The organism is Caballeronia sp. S22, from assembly GCF_964261745.1.
GTDB classification, from domain to species: domain Bacteria; phylum Pseudomonadota; class Gammaproteobacteria; order Burkholderiales; family Burkholderiaceae; genus Caballeronia; species Caballeronia jiangsuensis.
The window spans coordinates 856,823-870,238 of record NZ_OZ180038.1 but is presented as its reverse complement, the minus strand read 5'-3'; the positions used below and the strand labels follow the sequence as shown (position 1 = coordinate 870,238).

General features: G+C 63.9%; 16 protein-coding genes and 1 riboswitch. Of the genes, 6 read left to right on the top strand and 10 right to left on the bottom strand.

The window, feature by feature from the left end:
* Nucleotides 1-28 precede the first annotated feature (28 nt).
* Entirely contained in the window at nt 29-1,132 is a 1,104-nt protein-coding gene (alr, locus tag ACEN42_RS30675; RefSeq protein ID WP_371883418.1) for an alanine racemase, read from the bottom strand.
* Between the two features lie 174 nt (nt 1,133-1,306).
* On the opposite strand from alr, the gene ACEN42_RS30670 reads away from it, so the two are divergent.
* A complete protein-coding gene (locus tag ACEN42_RS30670) occupies nt 1,307-1,735 on the top strand; it encodes a DUF6632 domain-containing protein (RefSeq protein WP_371883417.1) in 429 nt (142 codons plus the stop codon).
* On the opposite strand, the gene mntP is transcribed toward ACEN42_RS30670, so the two are convergent.
* Entirely contained in the window at nt 1,701-2,270 is a 570-nt protein-coding gene (gene mntP / locus ACEN42_RS30665) for a manganese efflux pump MntP (RefSeq protein ID WP_187608424.1), read from the bottom strand. The genes ACEN42_RS30670 and mntP overlap by 35 nt on opposite strands.
* Before the next feature lie 9 nt (nt 2,271-2,279).
* Nucleotides 2,280-2,450, bottom strand: a riboswitch (yybP-ykoY riboswitch).
* Between the two features lie 114 nt (nt 2,451-2,564).
* On the opposite strand from mntP, the gene ACEN42_RS30660 reads away from it, so the two are divergent.
* Nucleotides 2,565-3,011: an ester cyclase gene (locus ACEN42_RS30660; RefSeq protein WP_371883416.1), complete on the top strand. Its 447-nt coding sequence runs from the start codon at nt 2,565-2,567 to the stop codon at nt 3,009-3,011.
* Here the strand turns inward: ACEN42_RS30660 and ACEN42_RS30655 are convergent.
* Both ACEN42_RS30655 and ACEN42_RS30650 read right to left on the bottom strand, forming a co-directional pair.
* The gene (locus tag ACEN42_RS30655) at nt 3,008-3,496 is read right to left on the bottom strand and encodes a hypothetical protein (protein ID WP_371883415.1); all 489 of its coding nucleotides are present in this window, start codon (nt 3,494-3,496) and stop codon (nt 3,008-3,010) included. The genes ACEN42_RS30660 and ACEN42_RS30655 overlap by 4 nt on opposite strands.
* Nucleotides 3,497-3,572: 76 nt before the next feature.
* Nucleotides 3,573-5,273 carry a PQQ-binding-like beta-propeller repeat protein gene (locus ACEN42_RS30650; protein WP_371883414.1) on the bottom strand — a complete coding sequence of 567 codons (1,701 nt, stop codon included), beginning with the start codon at nt 5,271-5,273 and terminating at the stop codon, nt 3,573-3,575.
* Nucleotides 5,274-5,405: 132 nt separating this feature from the next.
* On the opposite strand from ACEN42_RS30650, the gene ACEN42_RS30645 reads away from it, so the two are divergent.
* The gene (locus ACEN42_RS30645; RefSeq protein ID WP_255504097.1) at nt 5,406-5,540 is read left to right on the top strand and encodes a hypothetical protein; all 135 of its coding nucleotides are present in this window, start codon (nt 5,406-5,408) and stop codon (nt 5,538-5,540) included.
* 41 nt (nt 5,541-5,581) lie between these two features.
* Here the strand turns inward: ACEN42_RS30645 and ACEN42_RS30640 are convergent, their stop codons facing one another.
* The 3 genes from ACEN42_RS30640 to ACEN42_RS30630 form a co-directional block, all read right to left on the bottom strand.
* Nucleotides 5,582-8,098, bottom strand: coding sequence for a membrane-bound PQQ-dependent dehydrogenase, glucose/quinate/shikimate family (locus ACEN42_RS30640; RefSeq protein ID WP_371883413.1), 2,517 nt, complete (start codon nt 8,096-8,098; stop codon nt 5,582-5,584).
* Between the two features lie 172 nt (nt 8,099-8,270).
* Nucleotides 8,271-8,594: a hypothetical protein gene (locus ACEN42_RS30635; protein WP_371883412.1), complete on the bottom strand. Its 324-nt coding sequence runs from the start codon at nt 8,592-8,594 to the stop codon at nt 8,271-8,273.
* Nucleotides 8,595-8,647: 53 nt separating this feature from the next.
* Nucleotides 8,648-8,896, bottom strand: coding sequence for a hypothetical protein (locus ACEN42_RS30630; RefSeq protein ID WP_371883411.1), 249 nt, complete (start codon nt 8,894-8,896; stop codon nt 8,648-8,650).
* Between the two features lie 123 nt (nt 8,897-9,019).
* On the opposite strand from ACEN42_RS30630, the gene ACEN42_RS30625 reads away from it, so the two are divergent.
* Complete coding sequence (locus tag ACEN42_RS30625; RefSeq protein WP_371883410.1) at nt 9,020-9,403, top strand: hypothetical protein; 384 nt, start codon at nt 9,020-9,022, stop codon at nt 9,401-9,403.
* A 3-nt stretch (nt 9,404-9,406) separates the two neighbouring features.
* Here the strand turns inward: ACEN42_RS30625 and ACEN42_RS30620 are convergent, their stop codons facing one another.
* Both ACEN42_RS30620 and ACEN42_RS30615 read right to left on the bottom strand, forming a co-directional pair.
* Complete coding sequence (locus tag ACEN42_RS30620; RefSeq protein ID WP_187608430.1) at nt 9,407-10,606, bottom strand: amino acid aminotransferase; 1,200 nt, start codon at nt 10,604-10,606, stop codon at nt 9,407-9,409.
* 35 nt (nt 10,607-10,641) lie between these two features.
* Entirely contained in the window at nt 10,642-12,042 is a 1,401-nt protein-coding gene (locus tag ACEN42_RS30615; protein WP_371883409.1) for an amino acid permease, read from the bottom strand.
* A gap of 345 nt (nt 12,043-12,387) precedes the next feature.
* On the opposite strand from ACEN42_RS30615, the gene ACEN42_RS30610 reads away from it, so the two are divergent.
* Both ACEN42_RS30610 and ACEN42_RS30605 read left to right on the top strand, forming a co-directional pair.
* A complete protein-coding gene (locus tag ACEN42_RS30610) occupies nt 12,388-12,651 on the top strand; it encodes a hypothetical protein (protein ID WP_187608432.1) in 264 nt (87 codons plus the stop codon).
* Between the two features lie 87 nt (nt 12,652-12,738).
* Nucleotides 12,739-12,891, top strand: a complete 153-nt coding sequence (locus tag ACEN42_RS30605) for a hypothetical protein (RefSeq protein ID WP_187608508.1) — start codon at nt 12,739-12,741, stop codon at nt 12,889-12,891.
* A gap of 68 nt (nt 12,892-12,959) precedes the next feature.
* Here the strand turns inward: ACEN42_RS30605 and aroQ are convergent, their stop codons facing one another.
* Nucleotides 12,960-13,406: a type II 3-dehydroquinate dehydratase gene (gene aroQ / locus ACEN42_RS30600; RefSeq protein WP_035502129.1), complete on the bottom strand. Its 447-nt coding sequence runs from the start codon at nt 13,404-13,406 to the stop codon at nt 12,960-12,962.
* Between the last annotated feature and the right edge of the window lie 10 nt (nt 13,407-13,416).

Below are 13,416 nucleotides of genomic sequence, written 5' to 3'. Positions count from 1 at the left end.
GAGGCTAAAACCTTACGCTACGTGAGGGTCAAGCGGAATGTGCTTCAGGCTCGTTCGTCACGCCGGCGTCGATGCTTACCGGCACGCGCCGCGCGAGCGCGCATATCAGCTCGTAGCCGATCGTGCCGGACGGCTCGGCCACTTCGTCCACCCTGACGTGTTCGCCCCACAGCTCCACCGACGATCCGATGCCCGCCGCCGGGCACGGCGTCAGATCGACGGTGAGCATGTCCATCGACACGCGTCCGACGATGCGCGTGCGCACGCCGTCGATCATCACGGGCGTACCGGTCGGCGCGTGACGCGGATAGCCGTCCGCGTAGCCGCATGCCACCACGCCGATTCGCATCGCGCGGTCGGCCGTGAAAGTGCGGCCATAGCCGATCGTCTCGTTCGGCGCGAGCGTCTGCACGCCGATGATGCGGCTTTCGAGCGTCATCGCCGCGTGCAACGGAAAGCTTTCAATGTCGCGCGCGCGGCCCGTCGGCGATGCGCCGTAGAGGATCGTGCCGGGCCGCACCCAATCGCGATGCGCGCGCGGATGCCACAGCACCGCCGCCGAATTCGACAGCGAGCGCGTGCCGGGAAGATTGCGCGTGGCGGCATCGAATTCGTCGGTTTGCCAGTCGATCGCGCCATCGTCGGCGTTAGCGAAGTGGCTCATCAGGCCGATCGAGCCGACCGCCGCGATGCCCGACGCACGTTCCCACGCAGCCTCGAACTCGCCGGGCCGAAAGCCGAGCCGGTTCATGCCCGAGTTCATCTTCAACTGGATGTCGAAGCGCTCGCACGGCCGCGACGTTTTCAGCAACGCGAGTTGCTCGTCGCAATGCACTGTCACCGTGAGGCGATGACGATCCGCCGTCTCGACGTCCGCAGGCTCGAAAATGCCTTCGAGCAGCAGGATCGGCTTTCCCCAGCCGAGTTCGCGCACACGCACGGCTTCGTCGAGGTCGAGCAGCGCGATGCCGTCCGCTTCCGCGAGCGCCGGATAGATGCGCTCGATGCCGTGACCGTAGGCATTCGCCTTGATCACGGACCACACGCGCGACGACGGCGCCAGGCGTTTGACGAGTTGGAGGTTCTGACGAACGGCGTCGAGATGAATGCGCGCGGAAATCGGACGTGGCATGACGTGCTGGACAAAAGTTCGAAGGCAGTGAATAGATAAATCGTATCGGCCAAATGGCAGTCGTTGTTATTTTATTTACGCCGTTTTTTGGTGGATACGCCTGCCGACCGCAACGCCGTCCGGGCGCGCTTCGCGGTATCGTGCGCTCATGTTCGCGCCGCCGAGGATTTCGCCATGAACGACGCCCGCCGTCTCGCCTGTCTGCGCATCGTGCTCGTCATCGTCGGGCTGATCGCGTTGTTCGGCGTCTTTCCGCTGATGCTGCTCTGGCCTTCAGGATGGGCGTGGGAAAGTGGCCACGTAGACCGCTCCGAATACGCGCTGATGATCGTCGGCATCTATGCGACGCTCGGCGTGTTCCTGCTGATCGCGTCGCGCGCGCCGATGCGGCATCTGAGCCTCATCTGGTTCACGGTCTGGTCGAGCGTCGTGCATGGCGCGATCATGGCCGTGCAATCGTTCGGCGGCGCGGGACATCTCGGTCATCTGGCGGGCGATGTGCCCGCGCTTTTCATCGTCGCCGCCGCGCTTGCCGTCTTCACGCCGCGCGGCGACAAGGCGCGCAGGCTCAGCTCAAGTAGCCGAGATGCTCGGCCAGAATGACGCTGCCGACGCCGATCAGAATCAGCCCGCCGACGATTTCCGCCCGCTTGCCGATCGTCGCGCCGACGAGCCGCCCGACCATCACGCCGATCGTCACCATCAGCATGGTCGCGAAGCCGATGGTCGCGGCGGTCGAGAAGATATCGACATCGATGAACGCGAGGCCCGCGCCGACCGCCATCGCGTCGATGCTCGTCGCAAAACCGGTGAGCGCGAGCACCCAGAACGAATGCGAGTTGGGCTTTTCCTCGTCGTGGGGCGCTTCGCTGAAGCCTTCGCGGATCATGCGCGCGCCGAGCACGAACAGCAGGCCGAACGCGATCCAGTGATCCCAGGCCGTCACGTATTGCGCGGCCGCCTTGCCGAGCGCCCAGCCGACGAGCGGCGTCAGCGCCTCGATCACGCCGAAGATCACGCCGGTCTTCAACGCTTCCGCGATGCGCGGCTTGTGCAGGGTTGCGCCCTTGCCGACCGCGGCGGCGAATGCGTCGGTGGACATGGCGAAGGCAAGGAATATTGTGGAAGCGAGATTCATCGGGTAGCGCTCTGGTCGGGCAAGATGGAACGACAGAACGCGCGCCCGACCGGTCGCGAATTCTGTCGATGGTCTTGCCAACCTGTGATGGTTGCTCATGCCACGGTCCGAACGACCGAGCGTGTTGACATGAGCGCCTTTCCATTGCGGAAAGGCCGGCTACTCCCCAGCGAAGAAACGAAAGCTTAACACGGCTTAACGACCGTTCCTGCGTTTATGAGATGCGTTGAGGTACAGTGAGCGGGCAATGCCGCCGTTCCCACCTCGTGCAGACAGCACCGTGAAGGAGGCACCATGCCGGCAGCTCACCTGACTCAATCGGCCGCGCGCGAAACGGTCGAGCGTCTCTATCGCGCGTTTTCCACGAAGGATGTCGCGCTCTTGCGGCAAGCCGTCACGCCCGACTGGCAATACATTCCCGAGCCGCCCGGACAGAAGCCCGGTCCGGATCAGATGATCCCCATCTTCGAAGATCTCGCCAACGCGCTGCCCGACATGCACATCGAGATTCTCGACATGCTGGTGCAGGACGATCGCGTCGGCGTGCGCGCCGAAGTGAGCGGCACGCAATCCGGGCCGTTGCTGGGCATCGCCGCGACCGAGAAGCCGATCCGCTTCGCGATTCATTCGTTTCACGAACTGCGCGACGGACTCGTGTCGAAAACCTGGCATCTCGAAGACTGGCTCAGCGTGTTCCGGCAACTCGACGCCGTGCCGCAGAGAGTGAATCCCCCGGTCTAGCCGCGCCGGATTCGCGTCTTCGCGCCCGGCAACGCGTTCGCGCGCAGGACATGCTCCACGCACAATCCGACGAGCGTCGCGTCGAGCCGCTCCAGCGCGCTCGCCGCGGCGCGCAGTGCGGGCACATCCGTGCCGAACGAATCGAAGAAGAGCCATTCACGCTGCCGCGCCGCGATCCGCGCCTCTTGCGCCGCCGCGCACAACTCGCGCATGCGCGAGAATCCTGCCGCGCGCGCCTTTTTCTCCAGCAAGCCGACGAGCACTTCGAGCGGCTCACGCGCGTCAAGGACAGCGTTCGTGCGTGCGTCGTCGAAAAGCGAAAGAAAACGCAGCACGCTGCCCTGCAAACGGCGATGCGCATCGACGAGATCGCGTATCGATTCGGCGCGCTCGTGGTCGCGCGCCGCCTTCACGGTGATGATGGTCGCGCCGTAGCCGCCGTCGGCCAGTTCGCGGCCCGGTGCGTCGATAGATGGAGTCGCCATGATGCCCTGTAACCCGATGCAATTCGTTATATCGACAAGAATATAACGCATCGTGATTCCGGCGCGCGATCTCTCCTTATTTCGGCAATAACCCGAACACGGCGACAGCGTTTCTCGTGCCGACATACACCTTGCCGTTCGCGATCATCGGCGTGATGAACTTGTTGCCCTGACCGAACTGGTCACGCGCGCCCGCATCGTTGCTGCTGTAGAGCTGTCGGCCGAGATTGGTCGCGTCGTACGCGCGCAGGGCGCCCGTCGTGCCGTTCTGCGCAGCCCACAGGATGCCGTTGGCCGTGCCGTTCGCGGAAATGCTCGGCGTCGCGCCCGGAAAGGCGAACGCATTCGATGTCTGGCTCGTCGGCGTTCCCGAAAGCACGGCGTTCGTCACCGAGAAAGCCCTGATGCTGTCGCCGACCGCGCCGAAATAGACCGAGTTGTTGAAATACGCGGGTGCGCCGAACATCGGCCCGCGAATCTGGCCGACGAGTTCCTGATAGATGTGATCCGCGTTCGAATCGAATTTGCCCATCGAAAGACGGTTCACGACGTATATGGTCGCGTTCTTGCCCGCGCCGATCGCGAGATGGCGGACCGTGCCGCTCGCATCGGCGAAATCGGGCAGAACCATCGCGCCGCCCGAGCCTAGGTCCTCGTCCTGATTCGATTCCTGCACCGTGTTCGAGGGCTCGAAATAGTCCTGCACCCTGAGCGGCGACGTGTTCAGCCTCAAAAAGCCATTGCCGAAATTGCCGTTGATCGGCATTTCCTGTGCGTTTTGCGTCGGGTCGAAGGTGCCGTTCGCGTCGAGGAAAAAAATCGCTTCGCCGTCCGATGCCAGGCCCGCGCCGCTCATCCAGATCGAGCCCATCTGGCCGTTCGGCGTGACGTTCAGCACGCTCGCCTGTTGCAGCGTGTTCGCATCGTAGCCCATGACCCAGCCGGTGTACGGCATGAAATCGCAGTGCGAGGTCCACGAGGTGTACACGACGCCGTTGAGCAGGAGCAACGACGCGCGCTCGGCGTACTGGCCCGGATCGAACGTGAGCGTGCCGTTCTGGCTGCCCGCGCCGTTGCCCGGATAGGTCGCGCGAATTTCGGTCGGGCCGTTGAAGAGTTCGGCGCCTGTCGTGACGTCGAGCGCGTGGATGCGCTGGTGATAGCCGCCCGACCCGTCCTTCGACATGCCCACGACATACATTGCGCCATTCGGTCCGCGCGAACGGTCGATGACCGGCGTCGCCGTGACGCCGATGGTCGGCGTGATCTGCGTGCACTTGTGGTCGTCGCTGGGCGACTCGCCGTTGCCGAGCGTCGAGACTTTCCATAGCGTCGCGCCGCTATCGGGATCGAACGCGTAGACGCTCCCGTTCTCCGTCGCGACATACACGACGTTGTGCGTACCGCCCGCAATCGGGACGCCCGCGAGAAAGAGCGGCTGGGCATCGACGGCGCCGTCGACGGGGAAGGTCGCGAGCTTGCCGAAGCTGGCCGAATTGACGTTCGCGGGCGTGAGGACGGTTTCCGCGAGTTGTTGTCCAGTGCGGGCGATGTCGTTGTGCCAGGTGGCGACGTCCATCGGAGACGCGGCAGCAGGCGCCGACGCGCCCGACGGACTGGACGCGCCCGACGGACTCGACGCCGCAGCAGGCGCGCTGCCGCCGGTTGCCGCAGCCGTGGTATCGCCGCTGGAACCGCTGCCGCTGCACGCGCCGACGATCGCTACAGCGAGCGCGACGCCGACTGCGGCGGCCAAAGTCAGGAACCGCGTATTCATCTGCATGCTCCTCTACGGTGAGACACAACGCCACGGCGATCCACTTCACACGCAAAGAATTTGTTGCAATGAGTCACAATGTGCTAACCTAGGGTTATTACCTAGATAGTTACCCCTAGTACGGAGTCCACCATGGGAATCATCGCCGCTACCCCGATCGCCCTCGTTTCCTTCATCGCCGCCAAGCTCCGCGCCGCCACGCGCGATGCGCTCGTCGCACGCGCCAAGGTCAGCGCGCTGATGGCCGAAGCCTACCGTCGTTCGTAACGCGCAGGCGCGGGAGAATATTCCCGCGCCTTCTTCATCGCTCATTGCAGCGTGTAGGCGATCACGTAGTCGCCTGCCTTTGTGCCGAGCGAACCGTGACCGCCCGCCGTCACGAGCAGATACTGCTTGCCGCTCGCATCGGCATAGCTCATCGGCGTCGCCTGACCGCCTGCCGGCAGACGCGCTTCCCACAGCTTCTTCCCGTCGCGCACGTCGTACGCGCGGACGTACCGGTCGAGCGTGCCCGTCAGGAACGCGACACCGCCCGCCGTCACGATCGTCCCGCCGAGGCTCGGCACACCGAGCGGCATCGGAATCGGCAGCGGCGCGCTGTCGATGATCGTGCCGTTCTTGTGCATCCACGCGATCTTGTTCGTGCGCAGATCGACGCCCGCCATATAGCCCCACGGCGGCGCCTGACACGGAATCCCGAGCGGCGATAGAAACGCACTGATCTCATAGGCAAACGGCGTGCCGCGCGCCTGCTTGATGCCGCTCGTCTCGCTCGTGCTTGTCGCGCCTTCCTGGAGCTTCTCGCGCGGAATCAGTTTCGACGTGAACGCCATGTAATCCGGATTCGCGATGAGAATCTGCCGCACCGGATCGACCGAAATTCCGCCCCAGTCGAACACGCCGAAATTGCCCGGAAACACGAGCGTTCCCTGCTCCGATGGCGGCGTGAACGGCCCGTCGTAGCGCAGACTCCTGAACTTGATGCGGCACCAGAGCTGATCGAACGGCGTCGTGCCCCACATGTCCGCTTCCTTCACGTGCGGCGGATTGAAGTTGAGCGCGGAGACCGCCTGCGTCGGTGCGCTGTGGTCGCCCTTCGCCGCGCCCTGCGGCACCGCGACTTCGCTGATCGGCACGATCGGCTGCCCGGTTTCGCGATTCAGCACGTAGATGCTGCCCTGCTTCGTCGATGCGATCACCGCCGGCTGCATGCCCTGCGCCGTTTGCAGGTCGACGAGCGTCGGTTGCCCGCCGACATCCATGTCCCAAAGATCGTGATGCGTGAACTGGTAGTTCCAGCGCGCCTTGCCCGTCGCGGCATCGAGCGCGACGAGGCCCGCCGCGTACTTCTCGGCCTGCGGCGTGCGCTCGCCGCCCCACTGATCGGGCGTCTGATTGCCCATCGGCAGATAGATCATGCCGCGCTTCTCATCGACGCTGAACATCGACCACATGTTCGGCGAGTTGCGCACGTAGGTGCCGCCCGCCGCGATCGGCTCGGTGGCGTCCGGATTGCCCGGATCCCAGTTCCAGACGAGATGACCGTCGTTGACGTCGAACGCGCGGATCACGCCGGACGGCTCGTTGTTCGATTCGTTGTCGGTCACGTGGCCACCGACGATCACGAGGTTGCGGAACACGGCCGGCGGCGACGTCGAGTAATAGCCGCCCGGCGTGAACGGGCCGATGTTGGCGCGCAGATCGATCGCTCCGCCCTTGCCGAAACTCGCGCACGGTTTGCCGGTTTCCGCGTCGAGCGCGATCAGGCGGGCGTCGGCGGTCGGAAGGAAGAGACGGCGCGGGCATTCGGCGAGCGCCGTGGTTTGCGCGGGCGTCTGCACCGGCGCGGCGGGCTCCGATGCGGCCACGGGCCCGGAAGCGGCCTGCGCCTCGGTGTCCGATGACGCGGCCGGCGCGCTCGCCTCGGCCGGCGCGGAAGCCGTCGCGGCTTCGGCGGGCATCGGATGCATCGCCGTATCGTAATAGGCGACGCCGCGGCAAGTCATATGCTCCCAATGCTTGAAGCCGATCGGACTCTGAATCTGCGGATCGAAGCGCCACTTTTCCTTGCCGCTCGCCGCGTCGAGCGCGATCACCTTGCTGTGCGGCGTACACAGGAAGATCGTGTCGCCGACCTTGAGCGGCGTGTTCTCGTCGGTGGTTTCGGTCGGATCGTCGGGGCCGGGCATGTCGCCGGTGCGATACGTCCACGCCACTTTCAACTGATGCGCGTTTTCCGGCGTGATCTGCGCGAGCGGCGCGTAACGCTGCGCGAGCGGCGAGCCGCCGTAGTCGATCCAGTCACCCGGCGCGCGGCCGGTCGCGGCGTTGGCATCGGCCTGGTTCGCGTCGGCGGCGACATTCACGTCGATGCGTCCCGGCCGGTCGTGCGGATCGATGAAATACGTGCCGATGCCGAGCAAAAGCGCGAGCACGATCGCGGCGGCGAGTGGCGTACGCGCCGCGCGCGCGGTCGAAGGCGGACCGAAGAGCGCGCCGCGATGCACGAACGGAATCAGCAGCCAGATCCCGAGCAGCAGCCAGATCCAAAGACGCGGCATCAGTTGCCAGAAGTCGAAATGCACTTCGAACACGGCCCAGACCGTCGATCCGAACAGCACGAGCGCGAAGAGCAGCAGCGCGGAGCGCCGCCGTATCAGCAGCAAAAGCCCGGTCAGAACGATGGCCCCGCCCGCGATCGCGTAGTACCACGATCCTTTCAGCGTGACGAGATACGCACCGCCCGCCGCCAGCAACGCGCCGATGACGATGAACACGACGGCCGTGAAGAACGTGAGCGGATGAAGTCTTCCGTTGCCAGCCATGCTGAAACCCTCCGTGACGATGAATGGCGGAACACGGCCGATGCGAGGTCGTGGTTCGGACGCTGTCGCGTCGTGGGTAGGAGCAAACGCTGTGCCGTTCGGCGGGAGATGACGCGTGCGACGCGTGCTTACAGAAGACTTGCCTTGGAAAAGGCGCGTGCGCGCCTGCGGATCAGCGCGACCGCGGCCAGAGTCCGCCGCACGCATTCGCGGGCATCACGCCGGAGACGAACGCGGCCTTCAGATCGGCGCGTTCGGAGAAACGCGGCGCATCCATCCACATCAGGAATTCGTCGCCCCAGTTTCCCCACGCGTTTTCGTCGAAATCGAAATCCTCGTCGATGCGGCCGTTGTCGCGCAGATACGCGCCGACCACTTGCGTGCCGTTCCAGTACGCGACGGCGACGTCCGTGAGATCGGCGGTCATGCCGCGCGGCAGATCGCGCAGCAGCATCGCGACATGCGCTTTGAACGATTTGAATTCAGTCGGTCTCATCGCGTGCTCCGCTTCAAAAAAGTGCGTGAAAAAACTGCCTGCGGCGTGCCCGTTCAGCCGAACACGCCTTTGTTCAAATCCTTTTCGAACGCGGCGGTCCATTCCGTGCCGTGTCCGATGCGATATTCGCGTTCCTTGAGCGTGGAACGTCGAGTGATGGTGACGACGCCCTGCAACGGATAAACATCGTCCACGATGTCGGACGCGCCGCCTTCCTGCACGAGAAAATCGCTTTCATCGAGCCGATGGCGCGCGAGAATCGAGAGGAATTCCGTTCTTTCGTCCGGTGCGATCACAGTCATGAGACCCTCCATGATCGAAGCCTGTCTTCATTCAAAGTAGCACACGCGCGGAGGAACGTCGGCGCATATCTTGCGACGAGCGCGGGACGGCGCACGCGCCATTTCCAGACGAGGAGTCGATCGATGATGAAACGCGCATCCAACACGATTCGCGCGAGCGCGCTCGCGGCGCTCGTCGCGTGCACGCACGCGCACGCCGACGATGCCGTCTGCGGCACGCTCGAAAGCGCGACGAACGGGCAGGACGGCATGATTGCGCTGCGGGAAGGAGAAAGCGTGAATTTCTGGCGGGGCGGCGCCGTGCGGCACGGCGCGCTGCATGTCTACAAGGACGGCGAGGTGTATCGCGTGTACTGGCAGCCCGAGGGAAGCGGCGACCTGTACGTGCTTGCGAATGAAAGCGCGACGAGCGCGCGGCTCATCCTGACGCCGCCGCGCGGCACGAAGGTCGATACGGGACCGGGCAGCCTGCCGCCGCAGAAAGTGCTGTCCTGTCCCGCGCTGTAACGATTATTTTGCGGCGAGCACCTTGCCGATCGCATCGGCGACGGTCTGCACGTTGCTGTCGTTCAGACCCGCGACGCACATGCGGCCCGAGCGCAGGATATACACGCCGAATTCCTCCTTGAGCCGATCCGCCTGATCCGCGACGAGACCCGTGTACGTGAACATGCCGCGCTGCTTGATGTAGCGCGTGAGCATTTCGCCGCGTACGTGATCCTTCAGGCCGTCGTGGATCGCCTGGCGCATGCGCGCGATGCGCTGGCACATCGACGCGAGTTCCTGTTCCCACGAGCGCTTAAGCTCAGGCGTATTCAGCACATGCGTGACGATCTTCGCGCCGTGCGTCGGCGGATTGCTGTAGTTCGCGCGCACCGCGCTCGTCAACTGGCCGAGCACGCGGTCGGCTTCGGCGGCATCGTCGCTGATCACGTGCAGACCGCCGCAACGCTCGCCGTACAGCGAGAAATTCTTCGAGAACGAATTCGCGATGAACGCCGGCACGCCACGGCGCGCGAGTTCGCGCACGGCGAACGCGTCGTCGTCCAGACCTGCGCCGAAGCCCTGGTATGCCATATCGACGAATGGCAGCAGATCGCGCTTTTGCAGCACATCGATGATCTTCAGCCATTGCGACTGATCGAGATCGACGCCAGTCGGGTTATGGCAGCACGCGTGCAGCAGAACGACGCTTTTCGCGGGCAATTTGTCGATGGCTTCGAGCATCGCGTCGAAGCGAAGGCCGCCGGTGGCTTCGTCGTAATAAGGGTACGTGTTCACCTCGAAGCCGGCGCGCTCGAAGATGAAGCGATGGTTCTCCCACGTCGGGTCGCTCACCCACACTTTCGATTGCGGGAAATAGCGCTTGATGAAGTCCGCGCCGACCTTGAGCGCCCCCGAGCCGCCGAGCGTCTGCACGCTCGCGATGCGTCCGTCCGCGCGCGACGGGCTGTCGTTGCCGAACACGAGCGACTGCACGGCGTCGCGATAATGCGCGAAACCGGCCATCGGCAAATACGGTTTCGGGCCGAGCTCCTTCAGAATCGACAGTTCCGCTTCGCGCACCGCCTGCATCACGGGCAAGCGGCCTTCGTCGTCGAAGTAAATGCCGATGCTCAGGTTGACCTTGTTGGTGCGCGGGTCCTTCTGGAAATTTTCGTTCAGCGACAGGATGGGATCGCCGGGGTAGGCATCGATATGTTCGAACATGGTGTCGGTATCAGGACGAGAGTCAGGACGAGAGATCAGCGGGATTGCAGGCGGTTGGCGCGCTTCGCGTCAGCGCCCCTTTTTTTGAGATAGTAGCCGATTCCGAGAACGGCCAGCCAGACGGGAATCAGGTAGACGGACAGGCGCAGGTCCGGAATCTCGTACATGACCCACACGATGCCCGCGAGAAACGCGAGCACGATGTAGTTCGTGAACGGATGGCCGAAGCTCGGAAACGATGTCGTTTCATTGCTCGCGCGCTTCTGCCGGCGGAACATCACGTGGATGATGCTGATCATCGCCCAGTTGATGACGAGCGCCGACACCGCGAGGCCCATCAGAAGGCCGAACGCGCGTCCCGGAATCACGTAGTTGATGACGACGCAGGCCGCCGTGACGGTCGCCGACACGGCCAGCGCCGCGAGCGGAATGCCGCGCCCGCTGACACGCAGGAGCGCGCGCGGCGCGTTTCCCTGTTGTGCGAGACCGTAGAGCATGCGGCTGTTCGCATACACGCCGCTGTTGTACACGGACAGCGCGGCCGTCAGAACGATCACGTTGAGTACGTTGGCGACGAGCGTGCTGTTCATCTCGCGGAAGATCAGCACGAACGGGCTGCCGCCGGTCGCGACCTTGTCCCACGGATAGAGCGCCAGCAGCACGCCGAGCGCGCCGACATAGAAAATCAGAATGCGATAGATGACCTGATTGGTCGCGCGGGGAATGCTGCGCGACGGATCTTCCGCCTCCGCCGCCGTGATGCCGACGAGTTCCAGCCCGCCGAACGAGAACATGATCACGGCCATCGACATCACCAGCCCGTGCACGCCGTTCGGAAAGAAGCCGCCGAGCCGCCACAGGTTGGTGACGCTCGCCTCCGGCCCGGCCTTGCCCGACGCGAGCAGATAGCCGCCGAACAGGATCATCCCGACGATCGCCGCCACCTTCACGATCGCGAACCAGAACTCCGTCTCGCCGTAGGACTTCACGCTCGTCAGGTTGATCGCATTGACGATGACGAAGCATCCGAGCGCCGATATCCACGTCGGCAATCCCGGCCACCAGTACTGCATGTAGATGCCGATGGCCGATAGCTCCGCCATGCTCACCAGGATGTAAATGGCCCAGTAGTTCCAGCCGGAAATGAAGCCGGCGGCGTGGCCCCAGTACTTGTCGGCGAAATGGCTGAAGGAGCCGGCGACCGGCTCGTCGACGATCATTTCGCCGAGCTGACGCATGATGAAAAACGCCATCAGGCCGGCGATCGCGTAGCCGAGCAGCACGGACGGCCCGGCGAGCTTGATCGTCTGCGCGACGCCGAGAAATAGCCCGGTGCCGATCGCGCCGCCGAGCGCGATTAGCTGGATATGCCGGCTCTTGAGTCCGCGCTTGAGTGTTTCGCTTTGGGGTGCGTCGTTCGTCTTGCCTGAAACCATGTCGATGCCTGCCTGGACCGCAAAAATTACCGCTTTCGTATGACCGAACGATCGACCGGGTCGTTTCGTCCGACTTTTAACGCGTTTCTTGAAATGAAAACTGTTGTTTTTTCGTGCGGACGACCCCACAGGGCGCTGCAAAAAAGGCCGATTATCTGTGCACGGATCTGCGATTTTACCGCCCGGCGACCCGAGAAGCCTTGATGGGCGGACCTACCGCAGTACGCGTCCGATCTTCAGAACCGCACAACAATCGATTTGAGGCTGGAATCAGGTGTTGTTCGGAGGATTGACAAGGGCGCGTCGGCGGGAGAATCGCATCATCCACTCACAAACGGGGTCGCCATGTATCAGACGATGGAAGGAAACGCCAGGCCGCATCGCACGGCAGAGTGTTTCATCGAAGGATCGCAGGTCGGCGCGGCAGCGACGCAAGCTGAATTGCTGCAAGCGCTGCAGTCGGCGTCGGACAACATCATGCGCCTCGCGGGCAAGCTGCGCGGCGAGCGCGATGCCACCGCCGACGATGCCGAGACCATCACCGAGCAGCATGCGCTCGCGCAAGAGCTGATCGGACGTTTGCTGGCGCTGCCCGCGTCGCAGGCGTAACGGACCAACAGGGCTAACGGAAGGCGGGCAGCGGTGACGGCACGAGCCGCCCGCGCCCGGAGCATCGGGGAGAAGGAAATGAGCTACTTGACGATCATCGCCGCGGTCTGGGGCATTTGCGCGGTCTGCGCGGTGCTGTTCATCCGCGGCGCGGCGCAGCGCAATCCGGAACCGTTGCGCGTGCAGCGCGACCACGAACCGGTGCGGCATGCATCAAAGGATTTCGGTCGTTCGGTCTGACCCGGTGTTATCGGCGAGGCGCCCACGCGCCTCGCCGGAAAAGCCTCACAACGCAGTGCCTTTGCGCCTTACTTGCCCGCGTTGATCGCAGCGACCGCCGCGCGCAAGCCCAGCAGATAGCTATCCACGCCGAAGCCCGAAATCTGCCCCTTGGCGATTTCCGCGAATACCGACTTGTGGCGGAACTCTTCCCGCGCGTGAACGTGCGACATATGCACTTCGATGACCGGCGCCGTCAGAATGGCGAGCGCGTCGCGGATCGCGTAGCTGTAATGCGTCCACGCGCCGGCGTTGATCACGATCGCATCGATCTTTTCCTCGAACGCGCGATGAATGCGCGAGCACATCTCGCCTTCGATATTCGTCTGGTAGCACTCCACCTCCACGCCCAGCTCCTTGCCCAGCGCGGTCATTTGCTCGTCGATTTGCGCGAGCGTCGCCGTGCCGTACTGCTTCGGGTCGCGCTTGCCGAACATGTTGAGGTTGACGCCGTGCAGCGTCAGGATCTTTGCCATGTGATTTCCT